Source organism: Paraburkholderia caballeronis, assembly GCF_900104845.1.
In the GTDB taxonomy this organism is placed as follows: Bacteria; Pseudomonadota; Gammaproteobacteria; order Burkholderiales; family Burkholderiaceae; genus Paraburkholderia; species Paraburkholderia caballeronis.
Genome location: NZ_FNSR01000001.1, coordinates 1,999,745 through 2,024,388, shown reverse-complemented (window position 1 = coordinate 2,024,388; position 24,644 = coordinate 1,999,745). Strand labels below are relative to the sequence as shown.

Annotated in this window: 23 protein-coding genes and 1 pseudogene; 14 read left to right on the top strand and 10 right to left on the bottom strand. The window is 69.6% G+C overall.

What is annotated here, in order from left to right:
- Nucleotides 1-35 precede the first annotated feature (35 nt).
- The 5 genes from BLV92_RS08990 to BLV92_RS08970 are packed head-to-tail and all read left to right on the top strand — an operon-like array spanning nucleotide 36 to nucleotide 5,999.
- Complete coding sequence (locus BLV92_RS08990) at nucleotides 36-1,790, top strand: carbamoyltransferase family protein (protein WP_090544183.1); 1,755 nt, start codon at nucleotides 36-38, stop codon at nucleotides 1,788-1,790.
- Entirely contained in the window at nucleotides 1,787-2,860 is a 1,074-nt protein-coding gene (locus tag BLV92_RS08985) for a glycosyltransferase family 2 protein (RefSeq protein ID WP_090544181.1), read from the top strand. Before BLV92_RS08990 ends, BLV92_RS08985 begins: the two co-directional genes overlap by 4 nt.
- 11 nt (nucleotides 2,861-2,871) lie before the next feature.
- Nucleotides 2,872-3,999 carry a glycosyltransferase family 9 protein gene (locus BLV92_RS08980; RefSeq protein WP_373681822.1) on the top strand — a complete coding sequence of 376 codons (1,128 nt, stop codon included), beginning with the start codon at nucleotides 2,872-2,874 and terminating at the stop codon, nucleotides 3,997-3,999.
- Nucleotides 3,993-4,952 carry a glycosyltransferase gene (locus BLV92_RS08975; protein ID WP_373681823.1) on the top strand — a complete coding sequence of 320 codons (960 nt, stop codon included), beginning with the start codon at nucleotides 3,993-3,995 and terminating at the stop codon, nucleotides 4,950-4,952. The genes BLV92_RS08980 and BLV92_RS08975 overlap by 7 nt, the downstream gene beginning before the upstream one ends.
- Nucleotides 4,953-5,000: 48 nt before the next feature.
- A complete protein-coding gene (locus BLV92_RS08970) occupies nucleotides 5,001-5,999 on the top strand; it encodes a UDP-glucuronic acid decarboxylase family protein (protein WP_090544177.1) in 999 nt (332 codons plus the stop codon).
- 11 nt (nucleotides 6,000-6,010) lie between these two features.
- On the opposite strand, the gene BLV92_RS08965 is transcribed toward BLV92_RS08970, so the two are convergent.
- The 4 genes from BLV92_RS08965 to BLV92_RS31465 are packed head-to-tail and all read right to left on the bottom strand — an operon-like array spanning nucleotide 6,011 to nucleotide 8,174.
- Nucleotides 6,011-6,964: an NADP-dependent oxidoreductase gene (locus BLV92_RS08965; RefSeq protein WP_309147433.1), complete on the bottom strand. Its 954-nt coding sequence runs from the start codon at nucleotides 6,962-6,964 to the stop codon at nucleotides 6,011-6,013.
- Nucleotides 6,961-7,635, bottom strand: coding sequence for a cupin domain-containing protein (locus BLV92_RS08960; protein ID WP_244283767.1), 675 nt, complete (start codon nucleotides 7,633-7,635; stop codon nucleotides 6,961-6,963). Before BLV92_RS08960 ends, BLV92_RS08965 begins: the two co-directional genes overlap by 4 nt.
- Nucleotides 7,632-7,940, bottom strand: coding sequence for a hypothetical protein (locus BLV92_RS08955; protein ID WP_090544173.1), 309 nt, complete (start codon nucleotides 7,938-7,940; stop codon nucleotides 7,632-7,634). Before BLV92_RS08955 ends, BLV92_RS08960 begins: the two co-directional genes overlap by 4 nt.
- A gap of 18 nt (nucleotides 7,941-7,958) precedes the next feature.
- Nucleotides 7,959-8,174 (bottom strand): hypothetical protein, encoded by a 216-nt coding sequence (locus BLV92_RS31465; protein WP_143040664.1) that lies wholly within the window; start codon nucleotides 8,172-8,174, stop codon nucleotides 7,959-7,961.
- 120 nt (nucleotides 8,175-8,294) lie between these two features.
- On the opposite strand from BLV92_RS31465, the gene BLV92_RS08950 reads away from it, so the two are divergent.
- The 4 genes and pseudogenes from BLV92_RS08950 to BLV92_RS08935 all read left to right on the top strand — a co-directional run bounded on the left by BLV92_RS08950 (nucleotide 8,295) and on the right by BLV92_RS08935 (nucleotide 12,059).
- A complete protein-coding gene (locus tag BLV92_RS08950) occupies nucleotides 8,295-9,614 on the top strand; it encodes a cation:proton antiporter (RefSeq protein ID WP_090544171.1) in 1,320 nt (439 codons plus the stop codon).
- Nucleotides 9,615-9,644: 30 nt separating this feature from the next.
- Nucleotides 9,645-10,310 (top strand): annotated as a pseudogene (locus BLV92_RS08945) (UdgX family uracil-DNA binding protein); the annotation flags it as partial.
- 128 nt (nucleotides 10,311-10,438) lie between these two features.
- A complete protein-coding gene (locus tag BLV92_RS08940; protein ID WP_090546943.1) occupies nucleotides 10,439-11,305 on the top strand; it encodes a glucose 1-dehydrogenase in 867 nt (288 codons plus the stop codon).
- A 43-nt stretch (nucleotides 11,306-11,348) separates the two neighbouring features.
- Nucleotides 11,349-12,059 (top strand): MgtC/SapB family protein, encoded by a 711-nt coding sequence (locus BLV92_RS08935; protein WP_309147434.1) that lies wholly within the window; start codon nucleotides 11,349-11,351, stop codon nucleotides 12,057-12,059.
- 299 nt (nucleotides 12,060-12,358) lie between these two features.
- On the opposite strand, the gene BLV92_RS08930 is transcribed toward BLV92_RS08935, so the two are convergent.
- The 3 genes from BLV92_RS08930 to BLV92_RS08920 form a co-directional block, all read right to left on the bottom strand.
- A complete protein-coding gene (locus tag BLV92_RS08930; RefSeq protein WP_090544165.1) occupies nucleotides 12,359-12,607 on the bottom strand; it encodes a hypothetical protein in 249 nt (82 codons plus the stop codon).
- A gap of 126 nt (nucleotides 12,608-12,733) precedes the next feature.
- Entirely contained in the window at nucleotides 12,734-13,039 is a 306-nt protein-coding gene (locus tag BLV92_RS08925; protein WP_244283766.1) for a hypothetical protein, read from the bottom strand.
- 106 nt (nucleotides 13,040-13,145) lie between these two features.
- Nucleotides 13,146-13,487, bottom strand: coding sequence for a chemotaxis protein (locus BLV92_RS08920; protein WP_090544161.1), 342 nt, complete (start codon nucleotides 13,485-13,487; stop codon nucleotides 13,146-13,148).
- Between the two features lie 372 nt (nucleotides 13,488-13,859).
- Here BLV92_RS08920 and BLV92_RS08915 point away from each other — a divergent pair, with 372 nt between their 5' ends.
- Genes BLV92_RS08915 through BLV92_RS08905 form a run of 3 tightly spaced genes read left to right on the top strand, consistent with a single transcriptional unit; the run spans nucleotide 13,860 to nucleotide 18,339 of the window.
- Nucleotides 13,860-15,068, top strand: coding sequence for an HlyD family secretion protein (locus BLV92_RS08915; protein WP_090544159.1), 1,209 nt, complete (start codon nucleotides 13,860-13,862; stop codon nucleotides 15,066-15,068).
- Entirely contained in the window at nucleotides 15,069-16,673 is a 1,605-nt protein-coding gene (locus BLV92_RS08910) for a DHA2 family efflux MFS transporter permease subunit (protein ID WP_090544157.1), read from the top strand.
- Between the two features lies 1 nt (nucleotide 16,674).
- A complete protein-coding gene (locus tag BLV92_RS08905; protein ID WP_090544156.1) occupies nucleotides 16,675-18,339 on the top strand; it encodes an efflux transporter outer membrane subunit in 1,665 nt (554 codons plus the stop codon).
- A 52-nt stretch (nucleotides 18,340-18,391) separates the two neighbouring features.
- Here BLV92_RS08905 and BLV92_RS08900 read toward each other — a convergent pair whose 3' ends face one another.
- Complete coding sequence (locus tag BLV92_RS08900) at nucleotides 18,392-20,185, bottom strand: thiamine pyrophosphate-requiring protein (RefSeq protein WP_090544154.1); 1,794 nt, start codon at nucleotides 20,183-20,185, stop codon at nucleotides 18,392-18,394.
- 260 nt (nucleotides 20,186-20,445) lie between these two features.
- On the opposite strand from BLV92_RS08900, the gene BLV92_RS08895 reads away from it, so the two are divergent.
- Both BLV92_RS08895 and BLV92_RS08890 read left to right on the top strand, forming a co-directional pair.
- Complete coding sequence (locus BLV92_RS08895) at nucleotides 20,446-20,649, top strand: hypothetical protein (protein ID WP_090544152.1); 204 nt, start codon at nucleotides 20,446-20,448, stop codon at nucleotides 20,647-20,649.
- A 178-nt stretch (nucleotides 20,650-20,827) separates the two neighbouring features.
- Nucleotides 20,828-21,325, top strand: a complete 498-nt coding sequence (locus tag BLV92_RS08890) for a PRC-barrel domain-containing protein (RefSeq protein WP_090544150.1) — start codon at nucleotides 20,828-20,830, stop codon at nucleotides 21,323-21,325.
- Nucleotides 21,326-21,503: 178 nt separating this feature from the next.
- On the opposite strand, the gene BLV92_RS08885 is transcribed toward BLV92_RS08890, so the two are convergent.
- Together BLV92_RS08885 and ligD are read right to left on the bottom strand one after the other, a co-directional pair.
- Nucleotides 21,504-21,779 carry a hypothetical protein gene (locus BLV92_RS08885; RefSeq protein WP_090544148.1) on the bottom strand — a complete coding sequence of 92 codons (276 nt, stop codon included), beginning with the start codon at nucleotides 21,777-21,779 and terminating at the stop codon, nucleotides 21,504-21,506.
- A gap of 51 nt (nucleotides 21,780-21,830) precedes the next feature.
- Complete coding sequence (gene ligD / locus BLV92_RS08880) at nucleotides 21,831-24,605, bottom strand: DNA ligase D (protein WP_090544146.1); 2,775 nt, start codon at nucleotides 24,603-24,605, stop codon at nucleotides 21,831-21,833.
- Nucleotides 24,606-24,644 lie beyond the last annotated feature (39 nt).

Here is a 24,644-nt window from a genome sequence, read left to right as displayed (position 1 = left end):
CGCGCCGCTCAACCACGATGAGGATGGGAACGCCCATGTACACGCTCGGAATCAATGCGGTCTATCACGACAGCGCGGCCGCGCTGATGCGCGACGGCGTCGTGCTCGCGGCCGCCGAGGACGAACGCTTCACGCACGTGAAGCACGCGAAGCGGCCGGTGCCGTTTTCCGCGTGGCAACTGCCGTTCGACGCGATCGACTACTGCCTGAAGGCCGCCGGCATCACGCTCGCGGACGTCGATCACGTCGCGTACTCGTACGACCCGTCGCTGTTCCCCGGCATGCCGTCCGGCAAGCCGCCGGCGACGGTCTCGCTACCGTTCGATCCGGCGCGCGCGAAGGCGCAGCCGAACGGCTCGCCGTGGGACCCGCTGTTTCTCACCTATGTGGTGAACGCGAAAGCGCAACTGCTCGACGGCGCGCCGCATCATCTGCGCAAGCGCTTCGCGGGAGTGGATCGCGAGCGCGGCTTCGAATGGCACTTCGTCGAGCACCATCTCGCGCACGAGGCGAGCGCGTTTCTCGCGAGCCCGTTCGACGCAGCGGCAGTGCTGACGATGGACGGCCGCGGCGAAGGCGTGACGACGAGCCTCGGCCGGTTCGCGAACGGCGACTATAAACGGCTCACCCAGGTGGAGCTGCCGCATTCGCTCGGGCTGCTGTACGAACAGGTGACCGACTGGCTCGGTTTTCTGCACTCGTCGGACGAGTACAAGGTGATGGCGCTCGCGTCGTACGGGAAACCGCTTTATGCGGACGCGTTCCGCGAGATCGTCCGCTACCGCGGCAACGGCCATTACACGGTCGCGGAGCCGCAACTGATCGCGCGCTTCGGTCCTCCGCGCGAACGCGGCGGCCCGCTGGAACAGCGGCACTTCGACATCGCGTGTTCGCTGCAACGCGTGCTCGAAGAGACGGTGCTCGAACTCGCGCACTGGCTGCACCAGCGCACCGGCCTCGACAAGCTGTGCATGGCCGGCGGCGTCGCGCTGAACTGCGTGATGAACTCGTTCATCCGCGATCACGGGCCGTTCGACGACGTGTGGGTGCAGCCCGCGGCCGGCGACGCCGGCACCGCGCTCGGCGCGGCGCTGTGGATCGATTACCGGCAGCGCGCCGACGCCGCGCCGGACCGCAAGCCGGCGCGGCACTGGACGATGGATCACGCGTACCTCGGCCCCGAGTACGGCGACGAGGAAATCGAAGCGTTCCTGAAGTGGTCGAAGACGCCGTACACGCGGCTCGCCGACATCGCGAACCAGACCGCCGGGCTGCTCGCGGACGGCCACGTGATCGGCTGGTACCAGGGGCGCACCGAATTCGGCCCGCGCGCGCTCGGCGCACGTTCGATCCTCGCGTCGCCAGTCGATCCGGGCATGCAGGCGAAGCTCAACGAGATCAAGGACCGCGAGGACTTCCGCCCGGTCGCGCCGGTCGTGCTCGAAGAGCATGCGGCCGACTGGTTCGTCGACGGGGGCCGCGCGCCGTTCATGCTGTTCGTGTTCGACGTGCAGCCCGACAAGGCCGCGCGGATTCCGGCCGTGCGCCACGTGGACGGCACCGCGCGCGTGCAGACCGTGAACCGCGCGCAGCATCCGCTGTATTACGACCTGATTGCCGCGTTCCATGCGCGCACCGGCGTGCCGGTGCTGGTGAACACGTCGTTCAACACGCGCGGCGAGCCGATGGTGAATTCGCCGCGCGACGCGCTCGAATCGTTCTGGACTTCGCCGCTCGACGCGCTCGTGATCGGCCCGTTTCTCGTGCGCAAGCCGCACGCAACGGCATGAGGCCCGCCGTGCGACCCGCCGACGTCGAAGCGCGCGAGCCGCGCACGATCGGCGCGAGCGAGCCGGTGAACGACGGTTATCCGGGCGCGCTGCTCGCGCATCTGGACGTGTCGGTCGTGGTGCCGACGTGGCGGCGGCCCGACCTGCTGCGCACCTGTCTCGACGCGCTCGTCCGGCAGGACTTCGAGCCGTCGCGCTACGAGATCGTCGTCTGCGACGACGGCCCGGACGATGCGACGCGCGCGACCGTGGACGCGTTCGCGGCCGAGCATCGGCCGCGCGGTGTCGCGCTCCGCTACGTCGCGGTGACCGCGACCCAGGGGCCGGCCGGCGCGCGGAATGCCGGCTGGCGCGCGGCGCGCGCGCCGCTGATCGCGTTCACCGACGACGACACCCAGCCGGCGGCCGACTGGCTGCGCGCGGGCGTCGCCGCGCTCGACCGCGCGGACGCGGCGGCGGGCCGGATCGTCGTGCCGCTCGACGAACAACCGACCGACTACGAACTCGATGCGAGCGGCCTTGCGCATGCGGAATTCGCGACCGCGAACGCGTTCGTGCGCCGCACGCTGCTCGTGCAGACCGGCGGTTTCGACGAACGCTTCACCGCCGCGTGGCGCGAGGACTCGGACCTTCAGTTCACGCTGCTGCGCGCCGGGGCCGAAGTCGTGCGCGCCGACGATGCGCTCGTCGTGCATCCGGTGCGGCCCGCGCGCTGGGGCGTGAGTCTCGCGCAGCAGAAAAAGAGCCGCTATGACGCGCTGCTGTTTCGCAAGCATCCGCAACTGTACCGGCAGCGGATCTCGTCCGGGCCGCCGCTGCTCTATTACGCGATCCTGTGCGCGGCGCTGTGGGGTCTCGTCGCGCTGCTGTTCGACCGCGTCGACGTCGCGCTCGGCGCGCTCGCCGTGTGGCTCGTGCTGACCGCGGGTTTTTGCGTGCGACGGCTGCGCGGCACGCGCAGAAGCGTCGCGCACGTCGCGGAAATGGCGTGGACGTCCCTATGGATTCCGTTTCTGTCGATCTTCTGGCGGCTCAACGGAGCCGTCCGTTATCGCGTGTGGTTCTTATGAGCGCGCCTGCGATGACGACCTTCATCGACACCGTTGCGCCGCGCCGCATCGCGATCTTTCGCGCGCTGCAACTCGGCGACCTGCTGTGCTGCATCCCCGCGTTGCGCGCGCTGCGCGCCGCGCTGCCGGCTGCGCACGTCACGCTGATCGGGCTGCCGTGGGCGCGTGCGTTCGCGGCGCGTTACGCGACGCTGATCGACGCGTTCGAAGTCTTTCCTGGCGCGCGCGGTTTCCCCGAGCAGCCCGAGGACGAATCGGGCCTGCCCGCGTTCATCGACGCGATGCGCGCGCGGCGTTTCGATCTCGCGATCCAGTTGCACGGCAGCGGCGGCATCGCGAACGGACTCGTCGCGCGATTCGGCGCGCGTGCGCTCGCGGGTTTTTCGCAGCCGGACGAAACGCCGCCGGAAGGCTGTTTCATCGCGTGGCCGGACGACCTGCCCGAGCCCGAGCGCTACAACGCGCTGCTGACCGCGATGGGCATCGACGCGCGCGACGCGGCGCTGTCGTTCCCGCTGACCGGCGCGGACCTCGACGACTACGCGCGGCTCGTCGCGCGTCACGGGCTGCATCCAGAGCGGCTGGTGCTCGTGCATCCGGGCGCGCAGTTGCCGTCGCGGCGCTGGCCCGCCGAACGCTTCGCGGCGGTCGCGGACGAACTCGCGCTCGAAGGCTGGCAGATCGCGGTGACCGGCACGGCCGGCGAGATCGAACTGACCGCGGGCGTGATCGGCGAGATGACGCAGCCCGCGCGCCACCTCGCCGGCGAAACGTCGCTCGGGGGACTCGCGGCGCTCGTATCGCATGCGCGGCTGGTCGTCTGCAACGACACCGGCCTGTCGCACGTCGCCGCCGCGATGCATACGCGCAGCGTCGTGGTCGCGTCCGGCAGCGACACGCGCCGCTGGGCGCCGCTCGACCACGACCGCCACCGCGTGCTGGCGGACTGGCCCGCGTGCCGGCCATGCATGTTCCGCGACTGCCCGTACGGGCATCCGTGCGCGCTGAACGTCGGCGTCGCGCACGTGATCGACGCAGCGCGCGCGCAACTCGAACGCGCGGCCATGCCCGCGTTCACGGCGCTTTCCCGTGCCCGACGCGACGAACCCCGATCCCACGGAGGAAACCCGCGATGCTGATGCGCGACGCCCGCCCGCTGCGCGTGCTCACCTGGCACGTGCACGGCAACTACCTGTACTACCTGACGCAGGCGCCGCACGACTTCTACGTCGTCGCGAAACCGGGCCGGCCGCCCGGTTACGCGGGCCGCGCCGGCGTGCTGCCGTGGGGGGCGAACGTGCACGAGGTCGATGCGTCGGAGATCGCGTCGCGCGAGTTCGACGCGATCGTCTATCAGCATCGCAGCCACTGGGACGCGGATCGTCACACGCTGCTCAGCGACGCGCAGCGCCGGCTGCCGCGCGTGTACATCGAGCACGATCCCCCACAGGAAGCGCCGTTCGCGCAGCGCCACTGGGTGGACGACCGCGACACGCTGCTCGTGCACGTCACGCACTTCAACCAGTTGATGTGGGACAGCGGCGCGACGCCGACCCGCGTGATCGAACACGGCGTCGTCGTGCCCGACGGCGTCCGTTATGCCGGCGACGTGCCGCGCGGGATCGTCGTCGTCAACCACCTGCGCGAACGCGGGCGGCGGCTCGGCGCGGACGTGTTCGCTGACCTGCGCGAGCGTGTGCCGCTCGATCTGGTCGGGATGGACGCGCAAAGCGCCGGCGGCATCGGCGAGATTTCGAACCTCGCGCTCGCGGCGTTCACCGCACGCTACCGGTTCTTCTTCAACCCGATCCGCTGGACGAGCCTCGGCCTCGCGATCGTCGAGGCGATGACGATCGGCATGCCGATCGTCGGCCTCGCCACCACGGAACTCGCGAGCGTGATCCGTAACGGCGACAACGGCATCGTCGATACGCGGCTCGACCGCCTCGTCGACGCGATGCGCGTGCTGATCGACGACCCGACCGAAGCGCGCCGGCTCGGCGACGCCGCGCGGCGCACCGCGCTGGAACGTTTCCACATCGACCGCTTCGTGTACGACTGGAACGATGCGCTGCACGCGGTCTGCGCGTGAACGGAAAAACGCGTACCGACGAACCGAACCCGACCCAGGACTTCCACCATGAAGGAACTGATCCGCAAACGCATTCTCGTCACCGGCGGCGCTGGTTTTCTCGGCTCGCACCTGTGCGAGCGGCTCGTCGCGCAGGGGCACGACGTGCTGTGCGTGGACAACTTCTACACCGGCACCAAGCGCAACGTCGCGCACCTGCTCGACAACGCGAACTTCGAACTGATGCGGCACGATGTAACGTTTCCGCTGTATGTCGAAATCGACGAGATCTACAACCTCGCGTGTCCCGCGTCGCCGATCCACTACCAGTTCGATCCGGTGCAGACGACCAAGACCAGCGTGCACGGCGCGATCAACATGCTCGGCCTCGCGAAGCGCGTGAAGGCGAAGCTGTTGCAGGCGTCCACCAGCGAGGTGTACGGCGACGCGCGGGTTCATCCGCAAACCGAGGACTACTGGGGACACGTGAACCCGATCGGCCCGCGTTCATGCTACGACGAGGGCAAACGCTGCGCGGAGACGCTGTGCACCGACTACCGGCGGCAGCATGGCCTCGACGTGCGGATCGCGCGGATCTTCAACACCTATGGGCCGCGGATGCATCCGCGCGATGGCCGCGTCGTGTCGAACTTCGTGATGCAGGCGCTCGGCGGCGAGCCGCTGACCGTATACGGCGACGGTTCGCAGACGCGCTGCTTCTGCTACGTGGACGACCTGATCGACGGAATGATCCGGCTGATGAACGCGCCGGCCGATCCCGGCGGCCCGGTGAACCTCGGCAATCCGCACGAGATCACGATGCTCGACATCGCGAAGCGGATCGTCGAGCTGACCGGCTCGCCGTCGCCGGTCGAATTCCGGCCGCTGCCGGTGGACGATCCGTGGCATCGCAAACCGGCGATCGAGCGCGCGGAACGGCTGCTCGGCTGGCGGCCGCACACGGCGCTGGACGACGGCCTGCGCTCGACGATCGATTATTTCCGCCGCGCGCTGGCGGCGGATGAACTGGGCGATGAATTCGGGATGGCCGCAGATCTGGCCAAATAATCGCGCCGCCGTTACGCGTCGCGCGTCACGACGACCTTGCCGCGCAGATGCCCTTGCGCGAGCCGCTCGAACGCATCGGGCAGCCGCGCGAACGGATAACGCGCGACGATCTCGACGCGCACCGCGCGGCGGTCGATCCACTGCGCGATGCGGGCCAGTTGCCCGCCGTCCGGCCGCGCGGTGTAGCGGGTCGCACGCGCGCCGTGCTTCGACGCCTCGACCTGCGACGGCTCGTTCAGCGTCGACACCAGCGCGCCGCCCGGCCTGAGCACGCTCCACGAACGCTGCTGCGTATCGCCGCCGATCAGGTCGTACACGAGATCGATGTCCTTCGCGACGTCCTCGAAGCGGTCCTTCCGGTAGTCGATCGTGTGGGCCGCGCCGAGCGCCTTCAGCAGATTGAGCGATTCGCCGGAGCCGGTCGCGTACACGTGCGCGCCGCATTCGCGCGCGAACTGCACCGCGAACTGGCCGACCCCGCCGCTCGCGCCGTGGATCAGCACGCGCTCGCCGCGCTCCAGCTTGCCGTGGTCGAACAGCCCCTGCCACGCGGTCAGCGCGGCGAGCGGCACCGCGCCCGCGTCGGCGAGCGACAACGTTGCCGGCGGCTTCGACAGCGCAGCCGCGCTCACGGCCACGTAATCCGCGAACGCACCCTGCCCCTGGCCGACGAACGCATAGGCGGTCACGCCGCGCGCCCATCCTTCGACGCCTTCGCCGCATTGCGCGACGACACCCGCGACGTCGCGGCCCAGCGTGAACGGCAACGCGTCCGCGCGGATCAGCGGATAACGCCCTTCGCGGGTTTTGAGGTCCACCGGATTGAGCCCGGCCGACTGCACCTTCAGCAGCACTTCGCCGCGCGCCGGGCGCGGCGCCGGAATCGTTTCATTGCGCAGCGCATCCGGGCCGCCGAAACGGTCGATGCGCCACGCGCTCATCATCGCTTCGATATCGTCTGTCACAGGTCTCTCCGACTGGCTTCGCCGCCTGCGAGCCAATGGTCCAGTAACGGCCCATGGTCGCCGCACAACGGATCGCTGCGCGGAAACGGCAACGCTTCCATCGCGCTCGCTTCTTCCGGCGTCAGCGCCTCGCGGCGAATGTCCCATTGCTGGCCGGCCGGATAACCGGCCGTCACCTGGAAACCGGGGGCGCGCGACACAAGGCAATGGCCGGTGCCGGCGGGCAACAGCAGCGCGTCGCCGGCCGACACGCGCAGCGCGTGGCCGCCCGGTCCGCCGACGATCAGTTCCGCGCGGCCGGCGAACACCGCGAGCACCTCGTGCGCGGTCGAATGGAAATGGTGGTAATCGAACACCGAGTCGCGCCACTGCGGCGGCCAGCCGTGCGCGGCGAAACGCGCGTCGAACGCGTCCGCGAGCGACGCCGGATCGGCCATGTCCGGCAACAGCGCGCGCCGGTACACGATCACCGGCAGCGCGCGGTTGTTCGGCACCCAGCCGTTCGGGGGCAGGCGCAGCAACTGATATTCGACACCCGCGCCGGCCGACGCGCGCACGCGCTCGCTGTCGTGGCTCGCGTGACCATCGCGGCGGCGCGGCGCGCGCGCCTCATGCGCGAGCGAACCGGCCGCCTGACCCGCGCGATGCGCGGCGGCATCGGGCCTCATCACTGCCCCTTCGTGTCGCTGCTCGCGTCCGCGCCCGGCATGTTCGTCGTGTCGTTCATCGGCTTCTTCGCGTGATGCATGCGCTTATGCGACGTGCGCACGCCCTTCGTGCTGCCCTCGGCGGTCGCGCCCTGCTCGATGCCTCGCGTCGGCGGCGAGTAGACGCCGCTCGCATCGGCGCCGGTGCCCGCGCCGGTCGCGCCGTTTTCGTTCTCTCCGCCGCCGCCCGGCCCCGCGGCGAACGCGGAACCGGCTGCGGCCAGCAGGGCCGCCATCGATGCGGCTATCAGCGTGGTACGTGTGTTCATCAGTCAAGCTCCTTTTGGTCAAAACATCGAAGTGTTCAACGAGGACGCGGCGGCCACGCCGCGATCCCTGTGCACAGCTTCAGCAATGTCCGTTCCCTGCGCGATCGACTCATCGTTCGCGTTGCAGCGCGGCACGCCGCGAAAACACGCCGGCAAGAATTCCAGCCGCGTTGCAATAGCTGCCGACCGTCGCCAACGCGCATCGAGACGGGCAAGGAACGGCCATTGCTGCATCGGACCATCGACACTCAATAAAACAAACGGAGCCCATGATGAACCCGCTCTCGCGCGAACAGCCGCTACGGCATGAAACGCAGTCGTCCGGAACGATGCTCCGCATGCGCCACACCGCCGATGCATGAGGCGCTGTGGTTCGTGCTGACCGGCGCGGTGCTGGTCGTGATGGCGCTGGCCGCGTCGACGCTGAAGCAGTTGCCGTGCAGCGCGTCGATGTTCTACCTCGCGATCGGCTTCGCGCTCGGCGCGCCGGTGGTCGGTTTCGTGCAGATCGATCTGGCGCGCGACGCGCACACGCTGCGCGTGATGACCGAGATCGCCTTGCTCGTGTCGCTGTTCGCGATCGGGCTGCGTCTGCGCGTCGACTTCGGCAACCGGCTGTGGCGGCTGCCGGTGCGGCTCGGCATCGTCGCGATGCTGGTGACGGTGCCGCTGCTCGCGCTCGCGGCCGCGTGGCTGCTGCCGGTCGGCTTCGGCGCGGCGCTGCTGCTCGCGGCGATCCTCGCGCCGACCGACCCGGTGCTCGCGCACGACGTGCAGGTGCGCAACCCCGGCGACCTCGATTTCGTGCGTTTCGCGCTGTCCGCCGAGGGCGGCGTGAACGACGGCATCGCGATGCCGTTCGCGCTGCTCGGCCTCGCGTTGACCGCGCACGACCCTTCGTTGCACGAGCCGGGCGCGGCCGCCACGTTCACGCTGCATGCGCTGTGGGGCATCGTCGGGGCGCTCGCGATCGGCGCGGCGCTCGGCTGGCTCACCACGCACACGGTCGCTTACCTGCGCACGCACTACGAAAAGGCGCTCGGCCTCGAAGGTTTTTTCGCGCTCGGGCTGATCGCGCTGTCGTTCGGCTGCGCGCAGCTGGTCGGCGCCTATGGGTTCATCGCGGTGTTCGCGGCGGGCGTCACGATGCGGCGCGTCGAGCATCGCGCGAGCGGCGCGCGGCCGCCGGACGAGGTGGTCGGCACGATCGATTCGACCGACGTCACCGCGACCGCATCGCACCCGGACAAGGCGCACGCGTACATGGCGCAGTCGGTGCTCGGCTTCACGATCGAGATGGAGCGGATCGCGGAGGCCGCGGTGATGACCGTCGCGGGCAACGTGCTGGCCGGCCTCGGCGCGGACGTGTTCGCGTGGACGAGTTTCGTGCTCGCCGCGCTGCTGTTTCTCGTGATCCGGCCGTTCGCGGTGGTGGTGGCGCTCGCGGGGTCGCCGGCGACGCGCGCGCAGCGGCGTCTCATCGGCTGGTTCGGCATACGCGGCATCGGCTCCGTGTATTACCTCGCGTATGCCTTCGAGGCCGCGCCGCGCGGCGAAATCGCGGTCCTCGCCGCGCCGGCGCTCGGCGTGATTCTCGCGTCGGTGGTCGTGCACGGCGTCTCGGCCGCGCCGCTGATGGGCTGGTATCAGCGGCTGCGCGCGTCCGAGCGTTGAGCGCGCCGCGCGGCAGCCGCAGGAGTAGCGAACATGGCACACGAACCTTCTTCGCCCGCACGCACGCGCGGTGCACGCGGCGCATCGAAACCGCGCGACCCCGACGTCGATCCGGACCAGACGCCGCACACGCTCGACGAATGCCGCCGCTGCGCGTTGTGGCGCGACGCGACGCAGCCGGTCCCGGGCATCGGCTCCACGCACGCGGCGATCATGCTGGTCGGCGAGCAGCCGGGCGACCGCGAGGACCGCGAAGGCAAGCCGTTCGTCGGCCCGGCCGGCGCGCTGCTCGACGCGGCGCTGCATGACGCGGGCATCCGCCGGTCGGACGTCTATGTGACAAACGCCGTGAAGCACTTCAAGTGGACGCTGCGCGGCAAGCGGCGGCTGCACCGGACGCCCGCGCAGCGCGAGATCGAAGCGTGCGCGTACTGGTTCGAGCGCGAGTTGTCGAAGGTGCGGGCAACGGTGATCGTCGCGCTCGGCGTGACCGCGTTGCGCGCGGTGCTCGACCAGCCGGCCGCGCGGTTGCAGGACTACTTCGGCCACGTCGGCGATGCGCGCGGCCGGCGGCTCGTCGCGACGTGGCATCCGTCGTACGTGCTGCGCGCGCCGGACCCCGACGCGCGCGAACGGGCGCGCGCCGATCTCGTCGCCGCGCTGCGGCGCGCGGCGAAACTCGCGGGCGGCGAATGACGAGACCGCGCGCCCTGCACCTGCGATAGCGGCGGCACGCGGTTTGCACCTTCATTGCACCACCTTCATTGCACCACCTTCATTGCACCACCTCATCGCCTCATCGAACCGCTACCGCCAGGAGGCCCATCATGTCCACCCATCGCCCCGCTCCACCGTTTCCCGAACAGCAGCAGCATCAGCATCCCGGCCGCACCGCGCCGCTCGATCCGCAGCCCGATCACGGCGAACGGACCTACCGCGGGTCCGGCCGGCTCGCGGGCAAGATCGCGCTCGTCACCGGCGGTGACAGCGGGATCGGCCGCGCGGTGTGCATCGCGTTCGCGCGCGAAGGCGCGGACGTCGCGATCGCGTATCTGGACGAGCACGACGACGCCCGCGAAACCGCGCACTACGTCGAGGAGGCTGGCCGCCGCGCGCTGCTGATCGCCGGCGACATCACGGACCGCGCGCATTGCCGGACGATCGTCGCGGACACCGTCGCCGCGTTCGGCCGCATCGACGTGCTGGTCAACAACGCGGCGTACCAGATGACGCACGACACGATCGAGTCGATCACCGACGAAGAATGGGACCGCACGTTCGATACGAACCTCGGCGCGATGTTCCGGATCACGCGCGAGGCGGTCCCGCACATGAAACCCGGCGCGGCGATCGTGAACACCGCCTCGGTGAACGCGGACAAGCCGCGTCCGACACTGCTCGCGTATGCGGCGACGAAAGGCGCGATCCAGAACTTCACCGGCGGCCTCGCGCAACTGCTCGCGGAACGCGGCATCCGCGCGAACTGCGTCGCGCCGGGGCCGGTATGGACGCCGCTGATCCCATCGACGATGCCCGCCGACGACGTGCGCGAATTCGGCCTGGCCGTGCCGATGAAGCGGCCGGCCCAGCCGGCCGAACTCGCGGCCGCCTATGTGCTGCTCGCGTCGGACGAGTCGAGCTACACGTCCGGCGCGACGCTCGCGGTCACGGGCGGCCAGCCGTTCCTGTAAGCGGCGCGCCGCATCCGCCGCCGAAGCGAACCACATGGACCCGATGCCGCTTGATCCCACATGGCCCGACTTCGCGCTGCGGCTCGCGATCGCGGCCGTTGCGGGCACCCTGATCGGGCTCAATCGCGGCGAGTCCGGCAACGCGGCCGGGCTGCGCACGACGCTGCTCGTATGCCTCGCCGCATGCATCGCGATGATGCAGGTGAACGTGCTGCTCACGCAGCACGGCAAGCCGGCCGATTCGTTCGTGTCGCTCGACCTGATGCGGTTGCCGCTCGGGATCCTGTCCGGCGTCGGGTTCATCGGCGCGGGGTCGATCCTGCATCGCGAAGGCCTCGTGCGCGGCGTGACGACCGCCGCGACGATGTGGTTCGTCACGGTGATCGGGTTATGCGCGGGCGGCGGTCAATATGCGCTCGCGATCGCGGGCACGGTGCTCGGGCTGGTCGTGCTGCGGACGTTTTCGCGCGTGGAACGCTGGCTGCCGCGCGGCCGCCGGGTATCGCTGACGATCGTGCATCGCGCGGGGGCCGATCCGCGCGATACGGTCGCCGCCCGGCTCGCGTTGTCGCTGAAGCCCCATGGCTGCCGGATCGCGCGACGCGGACTGGCACGCGCCACCGACGATGCGCGCGTCGAGGAACGGTTCGAGGTGCGCTGGCGCGCGAAGCCGGACGACGAACGCGTCGAGCGCGAACTGTCGCGGCTCGTGACCGAGGCGGGAGAAGCGGCGGCGTGGTCGGTCGAGCGATGAGCGGCCGCATTGCCGCATTGCTGCGTGCGGCCGTCGCATGCCCGGGAAACAGAGGGAGAAGAGACGATGGAGACGATCGAGGTGAAAAGCGGCGAACGTGATGCGTTCGCCCCCGCACTGGACGAGCATCTGCCTGCCGAAGACCCGCAGGGTCCGCCGGACCCTCCTCATCAGCCACCGCCCCCGCAACCCGGCGATGACCCGCCGCCTGTACCGGAAGGCGATCCGCCTTCGGAAGCGCCGCCGGAGCGGGCGGCGCGGTGGCATCACCGCGCGGCGTTACCGCGCGACCAGGCCCGTCAGGCGAGTTCGTCCGCGCCGGGCTCTGCGTCACGGCTCATCGCGTCCTCGCGGTCCGGGCGACTGAACGTGTCCAGCAGCGATGCGCCGCTGCGCGTCACCGAAAACCGGCGATAACCCTCGGCAAGCTGTTCGAGCGCGACCAGTTGCTGTTCGAGCAGCGTATCGAGTTCCGCGCGATTCATGTCCACCTGGTCCGGCGCGCTGCGCACGAGCATCAGCGTCGCGAATTCGTGTGGGCTCAACATTACTTTTCTCCAGAGACAGAATGACGTGACCGGCGACTGCAAAGCGGTCACCCAGCCGGGAGCTTAGGTGCGCACGGTGACAACGTGATGGCCGCCGGTCGCGCGCTCAATAAAGATTGATGCGCGTCAGCGATCCCGTTGCCCGTCCGGGACGGACCGCCTGCGGTCGATGTCCACGATCGCCAGTTCGATGGCGCGATCGGCCGCTTCTTCGCGCCGGCCGAAATCGGCTTGCGCGCCGAGCGTCTGTCCGTCGCGCGCGTGCGGACCGGTGACGACCGCCGATGCGATGAACCGGCCGTCGTCCGTCGCCGTCACGATCGGCCGGATCGTGCAGCCGCCATAGCTGACCTGGGTTTCCACGTTCATCACCTCCGCTGCCTGTTGGGCTTCGTCCGTCGTTATTCGGCACTGCGCGGCACTGCGCGGCACCGCGCGCGTCGGGTCGCGCGGGAACCGCTGCGTTTGCAGCGAGCGTCAGGGTGCGCAACCGTCGTACCTGTCGCCGCGCTTTCGTCCTCGTGTTGCTACTCATTTCTCATTCATCGCGCTCGTCCGCTTCGTCCGCTTCGTCGGCTTCATCCGCCGACGGAAACGAATCGATCCGGTCCGGCAGCACGTCCGCATCCGGCGACAGGTTCTCGTCGCCGTCCGCCGCCGCGCGTTCGCCGGTGCCCGAGCGGTCGCTGTCGCTCGCCGCCTCCGCTTCGCCGCTTTCGAGCGCGTGATTGTCGAGTTCGGTGTCGCGGTCGAAGTCGTGGCGCTTCGCGCCGGCGAAGTCGCTGCCGCTGTCCGACGAATCGCCGGGACCGAGCGCGCCGGTGTCGCGGCCCGGCACGTCGGGTTGCGGCAGATCGTTGTCGGGGTCGAGTGTGCTCATGGTGTCCTCCTGGAGGGATCGCGGGTCGGTGAAGCATCGGCCAACCGTTTCAGCAGTTCGCGTGCCGCGAACGATGCGCGTTCCGCCGCGCGTCGGCGCACGGCGGCACGCGGTTTGCTGACCGGCATCCGCTTCGACCGTGCATCCGTTTTTTTCCAGGCAACACGGCCGGACGACGTTTTCGTTCGATCAAGGAGCGTCCCGTGCACAGGCACACCTTCCCTCCTGCATCGCGTCATCGCGAGTCCCCGCTGCTTTCGGCCCCGAAAGCCCGCCATTCGATGCTCGCTCATACGCCTGCCGCCGCGCTGCATTCGGCGCGGCGCGACCCGAGCCGCCGCGTGCGCGCGGCGCTTCCACGCGGCAGCCATCATGCGTGAGCGCGCGGCAACGTCGGTCGGCGCGTGGGCGCGCCGGCATCGCGGCGGCCCGCGTCATGCGGCCCATCACGGCGGCGGCAACGGCGAGGCGAAGAAAACCGGCGACGACGGCAGGCAGAAAGGCGACAGCGACCAGCACGGCAATGACGACCGGAAGCCACGCGGCCCCGGCAAGAAGCCGCTGATCGTCCTCGCGGTCGTTGTCGTGCTGATCGCGATCGGCGCGCTGATCTGGTGGCTCGCCACGCGCAACCAGCAGAGCACCGACGACGCGTACACCGACGGCAACGCGATCACGATCGCGCCGAAGGTGTCGGGTTACGTCGCCAAGCTCGCGATCGACGACAACGTGTACGTGCACAAGGGCCAGTTGATGGTCGAGATCGACCGGCGCGATTACGAGGCGCAGGTCGAACAGGCGCGCGCGCAACTGGGCCTCGCGCTCGCGCAGCTCGACGCCGCGCAGGCGCAACTGGACATCGCGCGGGTGCAGTTCCCCGCGCAATACCAGCAGGCGCGCGCGCAGATCGAAACCGCGACCGCGCAGTTCGCCCGCGCGCAGGCCGAGTACCAGCGGCAGCATTCGGTCGATCAGCGCGCGACGTCGCAACAGAACGTCGACACCGCCGACGCGCAGCAGCGCAGCGCGCACGCGGACGTGATGAACGCGCAGGCGCAACTGAAAACGGCGAGCCTCGTGCCGCAGCAGATTCGCGCGGCGGTCGCGGCCGTCGAGGAGCGCCGCCAGCAGGTCAGCGCGGCCGAGGCGCAACTGGACGCCGCGCAACTGAACCTCGGCTGGTGCGACGTGCGCGCGCCGTCGGACGGCTGGGTCACGCGCCGCAACGTGCAGTACGGCAGCTTCCTGCAGGCGGGCGCGTCGCTGTTCTCGATCGTCACGCCGCGAGTGTGGATCACCGCGAACTTCAAGGAGTCGCAACTGGACCGGATGCGCGCCGGCGACAAGGTGAAGATCAGCGTCGACGCCTATCCGAAGCTCGAACTGCACGGCCACGTGGACAGCGTGCAGCTCGGCAGCGGCTCGCGCTTCTCCGCGTTCCCGGCCGAGAACGCGACCGGCAACTTCGTGAAGATCGTGCAGCGCGTGCCGGTGAAGATCGTGATCGACGACGGGATGCCCGCCGATCATCCGTTGCCGCTCGGGCTGTCGGTCGAGCCGACCGTGTACTTGAGGCACTGAATGAGCGACGCGCACCCGGGCGGCCAGAAGAACCCGAAGAACTGGCGACCCGCCGCGAATCCCTGGCTGATCGCGGTGGCGGTCACGCTCGCCGCGTTCATGGAAGTGCTCGACACGACGATCGTCAACGTCGCGCTGCCGCACATCGCCGGCACGATGTCCGCGAGCTACGACGAGGCCACGTGGGCGCTGACGTCGTACCTCGTCGCGAACGGCATCGTGCTGCCGATCTCCGCGTTCTTCGGCCGCGTGCTCGGCCGCAAGCGTTATTTCCTGCTGTGCATCGTCGCGTTCACGGTCTGCTCGTTCCTGTGCGGGATCGCGACGAGCCTCGGGCAACTGGTCGTGTTCCGCGTGCTGCAAGGCTTCTTCGGCGGCGGCCTGCAGCCGAACCAGCAGTCGATCATCCTCGACACCTTCGAGCCGAGCCAGCGCGGCCGCGCGTTTTCGATCTCGGCGGTCGCGATCGTCGTCGCGCCGGTACTCGGGCCGACGCTCGGCGGCTGGATCACCGACAACTTCACGTGGCGCTGGGTGTTCCTGCTGAACGTGCCGGTCGGCGTGCTGACCACGCTCGCGGTGATGCAGCTGGTCGAGGACCCGCCGTGGGTCCGCGAGGTCACGTCGAAGCGGATGAACTGGCGCGAGGTCGATTTTCCCGGCATCGCGCTGATCGCGATCGGGCTCGGCTGTCTGCAGGTGATGCTCGACCGCGGCGAGGACGACGACTGGTTCTCGTCGCCGTTCATCGTCACGTTCGCGGCGCTCGCGGTGGCCGGCCTCGTCGGCGCGACGTTGCGGCTGCTGTATGCAAAACATCCGGTCGTCGATCTGCGCTGCCTGCGCGACCGCAACTTCGCGCTCGGCTGCGTGATGATCTCCGCGTTCGCGACGGTGCTGTACGGCAGCGCGGTGATCGTGCCGCAGCTCGCGCAGCAGCAGCTCGGCTACACGGCGACGCTCGCGGGCCTCGTGCTGTCGCCGGGCGCGCTGCTCATCACGATGGAGATACCCATCATCAGCCGGCTGATGCCGCATATCCAGACGCGTTTTCTCGTGATGACCGGCTTCGTGCTGCTGACCGTCGCGCTGATCTACGCGCGCACGCTGGTGCCGGACGTCGATTACGCGACGCTCGTGAAGCTGCGCAGCGCGCAGTCGATCGCGATCGGCTTCCTGTTCGTGCCGGTCACGACGCTCGCGTACCTGAGCGTGCCGCCCGCGCTGAACAACGACGCGTCCGCGCTGTTCACGATGTTCCGCAACGTGTCCGGATCGATCGGCATTTCGCTGTCGACCGCGCTGATCCGCGAACGCTCGCAGGCGCAGATGGCGCATCTGTCCGATCATCTGTCGCCGCTGTCGCAGAACTATCAGGACGCGTTGCAGCGCGGCGCGCAGGCGGTCGCGGACTTCACCGGCCAGCCGCTCGCGCAGGCGATGCAGACCGCGAACGGGCATCTGTACGAGACCTTCGTGTCGCAGGCGACGATCCTCGCGTATATCGACGTGTTCGGCATCCTCGCGGTGTTCTGCGCGGTGTTCGTGCCGGTCGCGTTTTTCTTCGCGCCGGTGAAGGCCGCCGGCGGCTCAGGAGGACATTGAGATGCGGGAGGCTTTCGCTTCGTTGCCTGCTTTGCTGCCTGTCTTGCGGGTCGTTTCGGGTGGCCGTCTCGCCGCGTCGCCACGAACCCGTCGAATTGCCCCGACTCGCCTCGCAGCCATCGTGGCCGCATTAACCCTCGCATCCTGCACGGTCGGCCCGGACTTCAAACCGCCGCAGGCGAACGCGCCGGCCGCATGGCGCGACCCGCAACGCGGCGCCGACGCGAACGCAACGGCGAAAACGCCGCCTTCGACACCCGCCGCCGAAGCCGATCCCGACCCGCGCTGGTGGCAAAGTTTCGGCGACCCGACGCTCGACGCGCTGATCGACCGCGCGCTCGCGGACAACCCGGATCTGCGCGAAGCGGTCGTGCGGATCGCGCAGGCGCGCGAGCAGGTGCAGCAGACCGCAGCGCAGGGTTTGCCGAACGTGCGCGCGAGCGCGAGTTACGAGCGTGAGCAGTTGGGCATCAAGGGCTTGCTCGAATCGAACGGCGTGTACGACGACGTGAACCGGCTCGGCGCGCCCGATTCGCCGCTGAACCGCTTCGCGCCCGGCGCGGGCGCGGCCGCGCAACGCGGCGCGACGAGCGCGCTCGACCAGCTGACCGCGCCGGTCAATCTGTGGCAGGCGGGTTTCGACGCATCGTGGGAACTCGACCTGTTCGGCCGCGTGCGCCGCTCGGTCGAGGCCGCGAATGCGCAGACCGACGTCGCGGCCGAAACGCAGCACGACGCCCAGGTGTCGCTCGAAGCGGAGGTCGCGGAAACCTATCTGCAACTGCGCGGCGCGCAGGCGCTGCGCGCGATCGCGGAATCGCTGATCGACCAGCAGCGCGAAGTGGTCGAACTCGCGCGCAACAGCGCGCGGCATGGGCTCGAAAGCGAACTGAACGTCGAGCGTTCCGACGCGCAGCGCACGCAGACCGAGGCGCTGCTGCCGCAATACGACCAGCAGATCGCGCAGGCGTTGAACGGCCTCGCGGTGCTGGTCGGCGAAGCGCCGGGCGCGCTCGACGCGCAACTGTCGCCGGCCGCCGCGCTGCCGCGGACGCCGCCGGCCGTGCCGGTCGGCCTGCCTTCGACGCTCGCGCGCCGGCGGCCGGACATCCGCCGCGCGGAAGCGTCGCTGCACGCGGCGACGGCCGGCGTCGGCGTCGCGGTCGCGCAGTTCTATCCGGACCTCTCGCTCGGCGCGCAAGCCGGCACGCGCGCGACGACGCCGGGCGATCTCGCGCGCTGGTCGCATCTGTTCTGGTCGTGGGGGCCGAGCGTGTCGCTGCCGATCTTCGAGGGCGGCGCGCTGGTGTCGAATCTGCGGCTGACGAAGCTGCGCGAGGTCGAGGCCGCGATCGACTACCGCAAGACCGTGCTGGTTGCGCTGCGCGACGTCGAAAACGCGCTCGCCGTGTATCGCACCGACCAGGCGCGGCTCGCGTCGCTCGACGCGTCGGCCGCCGCGCAGCAGCGCGCGTACGAACTCGCGCGCGACAGCTATCGTCACGGCATGGTGTCGTTCCTCGACGTGCTCGACGCCGAGCGGCAACTGAACAGCGCGCAACGCGACGCGCAGCAGGCGCAGTTGCAGGTGTGCACCGATCTCGTGTCGCTGTACAAGGCGCTCGGCGGCGGATGGAGCGACACGCAGCGGCAGGCATCGCGCTAACGGCGCTGCTGGCACGACCGGCGCGGGCCCGCGCGGCCCGCCGCCCGCGCGCTCAATCCTTCTTTCCCGGCAGCACGCTCGACAGCACCTGCCGCGCGGTGTTCGCGATCACGCCGCGCTCGGCCGGGTCGCCTTCCATCAGCGTCTGCGCGAAATGCTTCGCCTGGTCCAGCGTGATGTGCGGCGGCAGCGGCGGCACTTCCGGATCGGTCTTCACCTCGATCACGACCGGCCGCACCGCCGCGAGCGCCTCGTCCCACGCGGACCCGAGTTGTTCCGCGTCGTCCACGTACAGGCCCGCGAGCCCGATCATCTCCGCGAAGCGGTGATACGGCACGTCGGGGATCTGCTGCGACGCGACGAACTTCGGGTCGCCTTCCATCACGCGCTGCTCCCAGGTCACCTGGTTCAGGTCCTGGTTGTTCAGCACCACGCAGATCCAGCGCGGGTCGGTCCAGTCCTTCCAGTACTTCGCGACGGTGATGAGTTCGGCCATGTTGTTCATCTGCATCGCGCCGTCGCCGACGATCGCGATCACCGGCCGCGACGGATGCGCGAACTTGGCGGCGATCGCATAAGGCACCGCCGCGCCCATCGACGCGAGGCCGCCGGACAACGAGCACATCATGCCGCGCCGGATCTTCAGGTCGCGCGCATACCAGTTCGCGCACGAGCCGGAATCGCTGGTGACGATCGCGCCGTCCGGCAGCCGCGACGACAGTTCGGTGACGATCCGCTGCGGGTTCACCGCGCCGCCGGTCGGCGCGTGCGCGCGCTCGTGCAGCGTGCGCTGCCAGCGGTCGTTCCAGCGTTCGATCCGCTCGCGCCACGATTCGGCGCTCTTCTGTTCGAGCAGCGGCAGCAGCGCGCGCAGCGTCGCCGCGCTGTCGCCGACGAGGCTCACCTCCATCGGGTAGCGCACGCTCAGCATGCCCGCGTCGATGTCGATCTGCACGCCGCGCGCGTCGCCTTCTTTCGGCAGGAATTCCGAGTATGGAAAACCGGAGCCGACCATCAGCAGCGTGTCGCACGACATCATCATCTCGTCGGTCGGTTTCGTGCCGAGCAGGCCGATCGAGCCCGTCACCCACGGCAGGTCGTCCGGCACCGCGGCCTTGCCGAGCAGCGCCTTCGCGACACCCGCGCCGAGCCGGTCCGCGACCGCGATCACTTCGTCGGTCGCGTTCAGCGCGCCCGCGCCGACCAGCATCGCGACGCGCCGCCCCGCGTTCAGCACTTCGGCCGCGCGCTCCAGATCGTCGCGGCGCGGCACGACTTCAGGCCGCGAATAACCGACGCCCGAATGCGCGGTGCCGTGCTTGCGCGCGGGCGGCTCGAACGGCAGTTCCTGAAGGTCGTTCGGCAGCACGATCGCGGTGACGGTGCGGCTCGCGAGCGCGATGCGCACCGCGCGATCGACGAGGTGCCGCACCTGCGCGGGCACGCTCGCCTGCTGCACGTACGCGCTCGCGACGTCCTTGAACATCGACACGAGATCGAGTTCCTGCTGGTAGTGCGCGCCGAGCGCCGCCCTCGCCTGCTGGCCGACGATCGCGAGCACCGGCATGTGATCGAGCCGCGCATCGTAGAGGCCGGTCAGCAGATGCGCCGCGCCGGGGCCGGACGTCGCGATGCAGACGCCGAGTTCGCCGGTGAATTTCGCGTGCGCGCTCGCCATGAACGCGGCCATTTCCTCGTGCCGCGCCTGCACGAACTCGATCTTGCCGCCGCCGCGCTGCAACGCGCCGAACATGCCGTTGATGCCGTCGCCGGGGTAGCCGAACATGCGCCGTACGCCCCATTGATGTAGCCGTTCGACGATGAAGTCGCTGACCGTGGTCGCCATCTGCGTGTCTCCCGCAACAAGGGTTGAATCCGGATGCAGTCGGACTGGAGCCGGCTGCGCTCGCCGCGATTTCAGCAATCGGCACGCCCGTCGGCGCGGCGAAAGGCGGCACGCGGGATGCGCGCTTCCCGATGCAGGCGCGGCGCATGCCGCTTACGACGACAGGCGCCATACCGGTTGCGCGCGCGCCGCCTGCGGGACGGCGCCGGGCATCGACTGCGCACGACCGCCACCCAACCGTCCCGCGATGGAGAGCAACGATGAACGACTACGCAGGCCGCTCGCACGACGAACGCGTCGCGCAGCGCAAGCGCGAAAAGCAGAAGGCTCAGGAGCCGCCCGGCGGCGACATGGCCGTCCACGGCACCGGGCCGGACCCGCAGCACAGCAGCGGCGAACTGTCCGAGCGGGGCAAGGACGTCTGGCGCAACGGCGCGGGCATCGACGGCGGCGGAAAAACGTGAAGCGCCACGCGGCGGCGACACGGCGCCGTCACCCCTGCAAAGCCTGCACCGCGCGCGGGAGTTTTTTCAACGCCGCGCGGCGCGGGCGCGCGCCACAGGAGAACCGTTCGCGGAACGGCCATTGCTGAATCCCTGCATCGGGAATGCAACGGCATCCCGTCACCTAAAGGAGTCCATCATGGCGAACACCATCCCTTCTTCCGGCCCGACCGGCAATGGCGCACGCATTGTCGGCAAGGGAAGCGAAACCGCAGCCGGCCCCGGCCCCGACGTGATGGCCGCGAGCACGCTCGACAGCGATCGCGTGCTGAGTTCGGACGGCGAAGAAGTCGGCAAGGTCAAGGACATCATGCTCGACGTGCAGACCGGGCGCGTCGCGTACGTGGTGATGTCGAGCGGCGGTTTTCTCGGCATCGGCGACAAGCTGCTCGCGATCCCATGGAGCGCGCTGACGCTCGATACGAACCGCAAGTGCTTCCTGCTCGCCATGCCGTCCGAGCGCGTAAAGGATGCGCCGGGGTTCGACAAGGACCACTGGCCGTCGATGGCGGACCGGACCTGGGCCAGTTCCGTGCATCAGTATTACGGCCGCGATCCGTACTGGGACACCGACACGGCGCTGCCCGGCGAGGACCCCCGTTATGAACCGCCCGAGGCCGGCGGCGTGAAGCTGTAAGTCGTGCGGTGACGCGATAGAACGCAGCGTTTGTGTGGCGCCCGGCGCGATACGCGCCGGGCAGGTCGGACGGGAAATCCGCGTCGATCATGTCGGCCGCTTCGGTTCGTCTTTGCCGAAGCGGCCTCTTTTTGTGTCGATCGACGCGGCGGCTCGTGCGCGTGTCCGTTAGTGCTGGTCAGTGTCGCTCGGGCGGCTTCTGCCCGCCGCGCGAATTGCGGTTCGCGTGCTGGTCGTTCTGCGTGCGCTCCTGATACTCGTCGCCGCCGCGCCGGTCGGTGTCCTTCTGTCCTTGCTCGATGTCGTGATGCGCCTGCTTGCCGACCGAGCGCGGCTCGTGTTCGTCGCGCTGCGCGATCGGCTCGTCGCCTTCGTGGCGCGGATGCCTGCCTTCGTGCTTCTCTGCCTGGCGGGCAGCCTGCGGTTGGGGTTGATGTCGTTGACGGTCGTTCATCGTAGTCCTCCGTTTGTTTAATCGCGGATGCAGTCGCGGATGCGGCGGCTACTACGCGCCGCGCAGCCGCCGCTTCGCCGCCGCCGTGATGCGTTGCCTTGCCTGCGCATAACCGGCCCACGGGTCCGAGCGCAACCCATCGAGCCGTTCGCGCAGGTTCGCGACGGTCCATTGCGCGCCGCCGGTCGTGCGGTCGAGTTCGTCCCACGCGATCGGCACCGACACGCCGAGACCCGGCCGCGCGCGCGGCGCATACGCGGCGATCGTGCTCGCGCCGCGGTTGTTGCGCAGATAGTCGACGAAGATGCGCCCCTCGCGATTGCGCGGCCCCATCTTCGCGCTGAAGCGGTCCGGCAGCGTCGCGGCCATGTGGTCGGCGACCGCGTGCGCGAAATCCTTCGCGTCGTCCCAGCCCGCATGGCGCGCGAGCGGCACGACCACGTGCAGCCCCTTGCCGCCGCTCGTCTTGCACCACGACTCGAAGCCGAGTTCATGCAGCAGTTCGCGCGTGAGCCGCGCGGCGTCGATCATCCTGTCCCAGCCGAGCGACGGATCGGGATCGAGGTCGAACACGATGCGGTCCGGCTTCTCGATGCTCGTCACCAGCGCGTTCCACGTGTGCAGTTCGATCGTGCCCATCTGCGCCGCGCCGACGAGCGCCGCGACGTTCTCGATCGTCACCAGCGGCTGATGGCCCGGATCGAGTCCCGCGTGCTGCGTGACGTTCGGCACGTCGAGACGCGTCGCGTGCTTCTGGAAGAACAGTTCGCCGCCGACGCCGTCCGGCGCGCGCACCAGCGCGACCGGGCGCTTTTGCAGATGCGGCAGGAACCATGGCGCGACCCATTCGAAGTAACGCGCGAGGTCGAGCTTGCGCGTGCCGCTGTCCGCGTCGATCACGCGGTCCGGGTGCGAGATTCGTACGCCGGCGAGGGTGTCGTTCGAGGTTTTGGGCGAGGCATTCGACGCTCGCGCCCGTTTCGGTTGTTCGCGCGTAGCGTGACCACGGCCGTTGCCCTGGCCCTTCACCGCCGGCCCCTGCTGCTCGCGAATGATCTCCTTCGCGGGCTTGTCGCGCCGCAGCCCGACGAACGACGCCTGGCGGATGATCCCGTCGCTCGTCCACGTCTTGAACCGGCATTCGGCGACGAGTTCCGGCTTCACCCAATGCACTGGCGCGCGCGCATCGGCCGGCGGCTTGCGCGCGAACGGCATCCTGCGGCTCTCGCGCGCGTTCAGTTCGCGCGCGAGCGAATCGAGCAGCCGGTTGTCGAAGCCGGTGCCGACGCGGCCCGCGTACTGCAACTGTCCGTCGCCGTCGTACACCCCGACCAGCAGCGCGCCGAAACCGATGCGGCTGCCGGACGGCTCCGTATAACCGCCGATCACGAACTCCTGGCGGCGCGAGCAACGCAGCTTCAGCCATGCGCTGCTGCGCGTCGACGTGTAGTCGCTGTCGCGCCGTTTCGCGACGAGCCCTTCGAGGCCGGCTTCGCACGCCGCTTCGAGTAGTTGCCATGGATCGCCGGCGAACGCATCGGAGAAGCGCAGCGCGTCGCTCTTCGTCGCCTGCATCAGTTCGCCCAGCCGCGCGCGCCGCTGTTCGAGCGGCACGCCGCGCAGATCGTCGCCGTTCAGGTACGGCAGGTCGAACAGATAAAACACGATGTCCTGCGGCCGGTTCGCGTCGAACGCGTTCTGCAGCGCCTGGAAGTCCGGCACGCCGTGCGCGTCGAGCACCACCGCCTCGCCGTCGAGCCACGCGGAGTCGACGTCGAGTTCGCGCAGCGCGTCGGCCTGCGCGCGGAAACGGTCGGTCCAGTCGTTGCCGGCGCGCGTCAGCACCCGCACGTCGGTCTTGCCGCCGCGCCGCTCGATGCGCGCGAGCACGCGGTAGCCGTCGAACTTCAGTTCGTACAGCCAGTCGTCGCCAGCCGGCGGCGCATCGGCGGGCGTCGCCAGTTCGGGCGCGAGCGTGGCCGGCAATGGGGCGCGCACCGCGCCTGCCAGCGGGGCCTCCTTCGCATGCTTGCCGCGCGCGGTCCGCTTCGATGCGGCCGCCGCCGGATCGGGCAGCGTGCTCGCCGCGACGCCGGCCTGCGCGACGTGGGCCGACGCCGCGCCGTTCGCCTCCGCCTCGCGGCCGTTGCCCGCGGCCTTCGACGCCTTCGACACGTTCGACGCGTTCGACGCGTTCGACGCGTTCGACGCGTTCGAGATTTTCGCGCCCGCGGGCCGCCGCTTCGCCGCGCCGTCGCGCCTGCGCCCGACCGGCGGGCCGCCGTCCGCGACGACGTCGAACTCGTCCTGGCCCACCGCGTTCTCGTCGCGCTCCTTGATCAACAGCCACTGCTCCTGCTTCGTGTCATCCATCCGGCTGCGCACGAGCATCCACCTGCCGTGCAGCTTTTCGCCGTCGAGTTCGAACTTCAGCCGGCCGCGTTCGTAACCTTCGCGCGCGTCGCGCAGCGTCCCCACCGGACGCCACGTGCCGCGGTCCCATATCTCGACGGTCCCCGCGCCGTAGCTGCCTTCCGGAATCACGCCTTCGAACGATCCGTATTCGAGCGGATGATCCTCGACGTGCACCGCGAGACGCTTCACCGACGGGTCGAGACTCGGCCCCTTCGGCACGGCCCACGACTTCAACGTGCCGTCCAGTTCGAGCCGGAAGTCGTAATGCAGCCGCCGCGCGTCGTGGCGCTGGATCACGAACGCAAGGTCGTGCGCGGCCCGCGCGCTGCCGCGTTTGGCGCGCGCGCCGGGCGGCTCCGGCGTCTCGCCGAAGCGGCGCATCGACTGGTAGGTATCGAGCTTGCGATTCATCGTCGCTGACTCCCGAAAATCCCTGCGGACCGCTCATCC

What these genes read in the sequence shown, in the direction of transcription:
- BLV92_RS31465 (WP_143040664.1), bottom strand. Translation starts at nt 8,174, where the DNA reads ATGCAGCAATGGCCGTTCCTTGCCCGTCTCGATGCGCGTTGGCGACGG.
- BLV92_RS08920 (WP_090544161.1), bottom strand. Translation starts at nt 13,487, where the DNA reads ATGAGCACACTCGACCCCGACAACGATCTGCCGCAACCCGACGTGCCG.
- BLV92_RS08950 (WP_090544171.1), top strand. Translation starts at nt 8,295, where the DNA reads ATGCATGAGGCGCTGTGGTTCGTGCTGACCGGCGCGGTGCTGGTCGTG.
- BLV92_RS08955 (WP_090544173.1), bottom strand. Translation starts at nt 7,940, where the DNA reads ATGAACACACGTACCACGCTGATAGCCGCATCGATGGCGGCCCTGCTG.
- BLV92_RS08935 (WP_309147434.1), top strand. Translation starts at nt 11,349, where the DNA reads ATGCCGCTTGATCCCACATGGCCCGACTTCGCGCTGCGGCTCGCGATC.
- ligD (WP_090544146.1), bottom strand. Translation starts at nt 24,605, where the DNA reads ATGAATCGCAAGCTCGATACCTACCAGTCGATGCGCCGCTTCGGCGAG.
- BLV92_RS08890 (WP_090544150.1), top strand. Translation starts at nt 20,828, where the DNA reads ATGGCGAACACCATCCCTTCTTCCGGCCCGACCGGCAATGGCGCACGC.
- BLV92_RS08915 (WP_090544159.1), top strand. Translation starts at nt 13,860, where the DNA reads ATGCGTGAGCGCGCGGCAACGTCGGTCGGCGCGTGGGCGCGCCGGCAT.
- BLV92_RS08990 (WP_090544183.1), top strand. Translation starts at nt 36, where the DNA reads ATGTACACGCTCGGAATCAATGCGGTCTATCACGACAGCGCGGCCGCG.
- BLV92_RS08910 (WP_090544157.1), top strand. Translation starts at nt 15,069, where the DNA reads ATGAGCGACGCGCACCCGGGCGGCCAGAAGAACCCGAAGAACTGGCGA.
- BLV92_RS08930 (WP_090544165.1), bottom strand. Translation starts at nt 12,607, where the DNA reads ATGTTGAGCCCACACGAATTCGCGACGCTGATGCTCGTGCGCAGCGCG.
- BLV92_RS08970 (WP_090544177.1), top strand. Translation starts at nt 5,001, where the DNA reads ATGAAGGAACTGATCCGCAAACGCATTCTCGTCACCGGCGGCGCTGGT.
- BLV92_RS08895 (WP_090544152.1), top strand. Translation starts at nt 20,446, where the DNA reads ATGAACGACTACGCAGGCCGCTCGCACGACGAACGCGTCGCGCAGCGC.
- BLV92_RS08905 (WP_090544156.1), top strand. Translation starts at nt 16,675, where the DNA reads ATGCGGGAGGCTTTCGCTTCGTTGCCTGCTTTGCTGCCTGTCTTGCGG.
- BLV92_RS08985 (WP_090544181.1), top strand. Translation starts at nt 1,787, where the DNA reads ATGAGGCCCGCCGTGCGACCCGCCGACGTCGAAGCGCGCGAGCCGCGC.
- BLV92_RS08885 (WP_090544148.1), bottom strand. Translation starts at nt 21,779, where the DNA reads ATGAACGACCGTCAACGACATCAACCCCAACCGCAGGCTGCCCGCCAG.
- BLV92_RS08975 (WP_373681823.1), top strand. Translation starts at nt 3,993, where the DNA reads ATGCTGATGCGCGACGCCCGCCCGCTGCGCGTGCTCACCTGGCACGTG.
- BLV92_RS08900 (WP_090544154.1), bottom strand. Translation starts at nt 20,185, where the DNA reads ATGGCGACCACGGTCAGCGACTTCATCGTCGAACGGCTACATCAATGG.
- BLV92_RS08980 (WP_373681822.1), top strand. Translation starts at nt 2,872, where the DNA reads ATGACGACCTTCATCGACACCGTTGCGCCGCGCCGCATCGCGATCTTT.